At 57.9% G+C, this 3,626-nt stretch carries 7 protein-coding genes; 4 read left to right on the forward strand and 3 right to left on the reverse strand.

Going from position 1 to position 3,626, the window contains the following annotated elements:
* On the forward strand, window positions 1-288 hold a 288-nt coding region (locus ACFE72_RS19170), incomplete at its 5' end, for a hypothetical protein (protein ID WP_375414700.1).
* Window positions 289-492: 204 nt separating this feature from the next.
* Here the strand turns inward: ACFE72_RS19170 and ACFE72_RS19175 are convergent.
* Window positions 493-624 carry a hypothetical protein gene (locus ACFE72_RS19175; protein ID WP_375414706.1) on the reverse strand — a complete coding sequence of 44 codons (132 nt, stop codon included), beginning with the start codon at window positions 622-624 and terminating at the stop codon, window positions 493-495.
* A 172-nt stretch (window positions 625-796) separates the two neighbouring features.
* Between ACFE72_RS19175 and ACFE72_RS19180 the strand changes: the two genes are divergently transcribed.
* The 3 genes from ACFE72_RS19180 to ACFE72_RS19190 all read left to right on the forward strand — a co-directional run bounded on the left by ACFE72_RS19180 (window position 797) and on the right by ACFE72_RS19190 (window position 2,475).
* Window positions 797-1,207, forward strand: coding sequence for a hypothetical protein (locus tag ACFE72_RS19180; protein WP_375414701.1), 411 nt, complete (start codon window positions 797-799; stop codon window positions 1,205-1,207).
* Window positions 1,198-2,001 carry a hypothetical protein gene (locus tag ACFE72_RS19185; RefSeq protein WP_375414702.1) on the forward strand — a complete coding sequence of 268 codons (804 nt, stop codon included), beginning with the start codon at window positions 1,198-1,200 and terminating at the stop codon, window positions 1,999-2,001. The genes ACFE72_RS19180 and ACFE72_RS19185 overlap by 10 nt, the downstream gene beginning before the upstream one ends.
* Before the next feature lie 159 nt (window positions 2,002-2,160).
* Window positions 2,161-2,475 (forward strand): IS3 family transposase, encoded by a 315-nt coding sequence (locus ACFE72_RS19190; RefSeq protein WP_375414707.1) that lies wholly within the window; start codon window positions 2,161-2,163, stop codon window positions 2,473-2,475.
* On the opposite strand, the gene cynS is transcribed toward ACFE72_RS19190, so the two are convergent.
* Window positions 2,427-2,909, reverse strand: coding sequence for a cyanase (gene cynS, locus ACFE72_RS19195; RefSeq protein WP_375414703.1), 483 nt, complete (start codon window positions 2,907-2,909; stop codon window positions 2,427-2,429). The genes ACFE72_RS19190 and cynS overlap by 49 nt on opposite strands.
* Window positions 2,906-3,373 (reverse strand): hypothetical protein, encoded by a 468-nt coding sequence (locus ACFE72_RS19200; RefSeq protein ID WP_375414704.1) that lies wholly within the window; start codon window positions 3,371-3,373, stop codon window positions 2,906-2,908. Before ACFE72_RS19200 ends, cynS begins: the two co-directional genes overlap by 4 nt.
* Window positions 3,374-3,626 lie beyond the last annotated feature (253 nt).

Consider the following 3,626-nt stretch of genomic DNA (forward strand, 5'->3'; position numbering starts at 1 on the left):
GATCCCGGCGACGCCTATGGCGTGTCCGGCTCGCCGGCGCTCGCCGCCTTCGGCGGAAAGCTCTACTGCGTCCGCCAAGGACGCGGCAATTCGGGATGGACCTGGTGCGGGTCGTTCGATGGCACCGGCTGGTCGAAGGACGCGCTGATCCCCGATCCCGGCGACGCCTATGGCGTGTCCGGCTCGCCGGCGCTCGCCGCCTTCGGCGGAAAGCTCTACTGCGTCCGCCAAGGACGCGGCAATTCGGGATGGACCTGGTGTGCATCGGCCTCGTTGAACATCCCCTAAGCTCGGCAAGGGCCGGCAGCGGGGCACAATGAACCTCCCTCGAATGAGTGGACACCTGTAGTAGGCTCGAAGAGCCAGGAGGTGTCGAATGGAAATACGTCAACGTCGGTCGTTCACGGATGAGTACAAACGCCAGGCGCTCGCGGTCGAACTGGACGCTGATGAAAAAAACCGGCTGCGGGATGCAGCCGGGTCGAGGGCGATTTAGGCTTTCGCTTTCTTGGCCTTGGGTTCGGACTCGTCGGAGGCCTTCGCCTTCGGCCGGTTCCAGACTAATTCAAAGCGCGCACCGTCTTGCTTTGAGAAGAGCGCGGCGTTGATGGCGGACGCCTGCAGCGAACCGTCGAGTGAGACGGAGAGGTATTCTTCTCCGCGCTCGCTGGTGCGCTTCCATGCCGATCGAGTTCAGCCAAGCTGAATTCGGTTTCGGCGGTGACGCGGTAGTCCGGCTGCTTTCTCCCGTGTTGCCGGCGGCGATGATCGCCACGCGGAGGAACTGGAGTTCAGCGTGACGATGCTTTCCGTAAGCGTCGCCGTCCTGATCGAAGGTAAAATTGCCAATCGTGCTCATGGTGTTCTCCTTTTGAGGTTTCGGGCGCGCCACGATGGCGAACCCGTTGCCCCCTTCCTTGGCGGACGGCTAGAACGGCGAACGGCAAGAAAAGAAATGGAGCGCAACGCTCAGCTTTTTTCTTGCGTTCCCGGCGTGCCTTCACGCGCCGTTCTCGTCCGCATCATGGGCAACGAGGATAGCGTCAGTGTGGTGCGACCACTGAAAGGAGGGCACGGCACGGTCAGGGCGGCGATGAGCGGGACGCGTCACCTCGCGAAACACGCGACCGCGCCTGTACCATTTTGGATTGTCCGCGCCTGTGCTATTTATCGGTTCGGTGGGGGAGAAATTTCGCCATGGCTTTGACGAAGAAAACCCGAAAGACCTTGGTCTTCACGATTGCTGGGCTGTCTTTAACTGCCGGGTTGGTTGGCTTGATGTTTGGTCGCTATGATTCACCCGACTATAGAACCGAGGTGGCCACGCTTAAGTTTTTGGCAGCGAACGTTATTCTTAAGAAGATAGAAAACGACGATATCAGTGCAACTTTGGCTGCCGGCCCCTACATATACGAGTACATCTTATCAAAAAACACTGTGGCAAAGACGGCGCTCGCGCCATGGTACCTTGAAAAGCTTAAGGATAAAAAGCGCTGGCGGTCATTCGAGGAAGAGCGTTTCGTAAAGTTGATCGGAATTCTGTCTCCAGTTGGCATCGCAGCTGGTTATGGCAGCATTACGACGGCGAGTATTAAGCTTGAGCGTTGGGCAAAACTGCGAGTTATGGCTTGGGCGACGTTGACCATGACCGGCACTGGTGTCGCCGGCTACTATCTTGGCTATGATGATGAGAGAGATTACGAAAACGCAACTTTCCTGAAAGTTATGCAAGAGCCGAACAGCTGGCGGAAGCTCGCTCAAATAGCCCACGACTGCAGTGAGTGGAAAGCACTCCCGACATCTGAAGGTCCACCGCAAGTGCCGGTTAATGCGAATATCGAGAAGAAACTCAAGGTCCTTGAGGATCACCTGAAACAGGTTGATAGCGAGTGTTCCCAATTTGAACACTGGGCAAATTATCATTGCCAGCAGGAGTTAATACACGAGATTATACCTACCGGAGACCGAAGAGAGCTCCCTGCGTGTGCCCCTCGGTCGTAAACTATTGAAGCTGAATCGATAACCGAAAGGTAAGGCGCAACAGAAGTAAATAGGCGCACGAAGGCCGGGAGCACGGATGCCCCCGTCCATCGCGAAACGGTTTCGGCACGCCGCTGTTATGGCGCGCGCAAAAGTCCAGGCAACCAACCCTTCCACACCCTGAAGACCGAGCTCGTTCATCATCGCCAATACAACATTCGGGCCGAGGCCCGGCGCGATATCTTCGCCTATATCGAAGGCTTCTACAATCGAACCCGACTCCATTCCGCCATCGGATATATCGCCCCGATCGAAATGGAGCTAAAAAGCAGCTTAACCCTGTCCACTTTTCTGCGGGAAGATCACACCTTGGCGCTCAACCCAACTGGCGGCTCTGCACGGGCCGCCTCTTCACCGAACCCATACTCCTGCACATTCACGCGGCTTCACCCCTCCTTGAACCCATACTCCGGCACGTTGCCGCTGGCGCCGTAATATTTGTACGGCAGGAATTTGCCGCTCATGGTGATCTTGACGCGGTCGCCCTTGGGATTGGCGACGCGTTCCAGGGCCATGTCGAAATCGATTGCCGACATGATACCGTCGCCGAACTCTTCCTCGATCAGCGCCTTCCAGGCCGGGCCGTTGACCATCACCATCTCGTAAAAACGATAGATCAACGGATCGGTCGGCGGCATCGGGCTGCCCCGCATCGGTACCTCGTTGAGCATCGCGGTTTCGGATTGCGACAGCCCGAACAGCTCGGCCGCGTTGGCCGCCTGCGGTTTTGTCAATTTCATCTGGCCGAGAATGGCGCCGACGATCAGGACTTCCGAGTAGCCGCCGATCTCCGCGCAGATGTGTTTCCAGCTCCATTGCTTCTCGCGCTTGATGTCGAGCAGTTTTTCGGTGAGATCGGATCGTTTCATGGTGCTGTCCTCGCGCGCGTGATGCGGCCTGCAAAAAGTGCAATCGCCGTGCCATGACGGGCGGGCATGGACACGCCGGACCAGGCACCAGGATCCCACGAAAGCGCTGAGCAATATCCCTTTCCGGAAGGACCGACGTCAGACATGCCGCCTCCTCCCAGCGGCTCCAAAGGGGCGCAAAGCAGCAGAGGCTGCTGCCAGAATAGGCAGAGCTGCGCACCGTGCGAACGTCGAAGGGCGGCCACATGTTCTGCTACCCGGAGAACATCGCTGCCCAGCTCATGAAGCTGTTCGGAAAGCTTGCTGCGGCCAGGCAGCTTCGTGAGCTCGACGCCGATGAATTTGCCAAAGCGGCGATTCATTGCTGGCCACCGAACGGAATTCAGCCGCCTCGACGCGCCTGCAACCCTGCAGGCGATGATCGCGAGCTTCAGCGGAAATGAGGAACCGTTGGCGCGGCTCATTCGACAACTCATCTGATACTCGATCTGTCCGCCGCTGAGGGCGATCCATCAAGTCGAAACGCCGCGACCGCATCGTCGCGCGGAACATTCGATGACGCAACGCGGGCGCGGTCATATCGGATTTCTTTCATTCGTCATACCCGGCCTTGTGCCGGCCATCCACGTCTTGTTTTTCGCTGAAGACGTGGATGGCCGGGACGAGCCCACGGCTGTCCGGTTCATTGAAAGTATAGTCCAAGTTTCAGCTGATTTG

The organism is uncultured Bradyrhizobium sp., from assembly GCF_964252615.1.
GTDB lineage: Bacteria > Pseudomonadota > Alphaproteobacteria > Rhizobiales > Xanthobacteraceae > Bradyrhizobium.

What these genes read in the sequence shown, in the direction of transcription:
- ACFE72_RS19185 (WP_375414702.1), top strand. Translation starts at nt 1,198, where the DNA reads ATGGCTTTGACGAAGAAAACCCGAAAGACCTTGGTCTTCACGATTGCT.
- ACFE72_RS19200 (WP_375414704.1), bottom strand. Translation starts at nt 3,373, where the DNA reads ATGAGCCGCGCCAACGGTTCCTCATTTCCGCTGAAGCTCGCGATCATC.
- cynS (WP_375414703.1), bottom strand. Translation starts at nt 2,909, where the DNA reads ATGAAACGATCCGATCTCACCGAAAAACTGCTCGACATCAAGCGCGAG.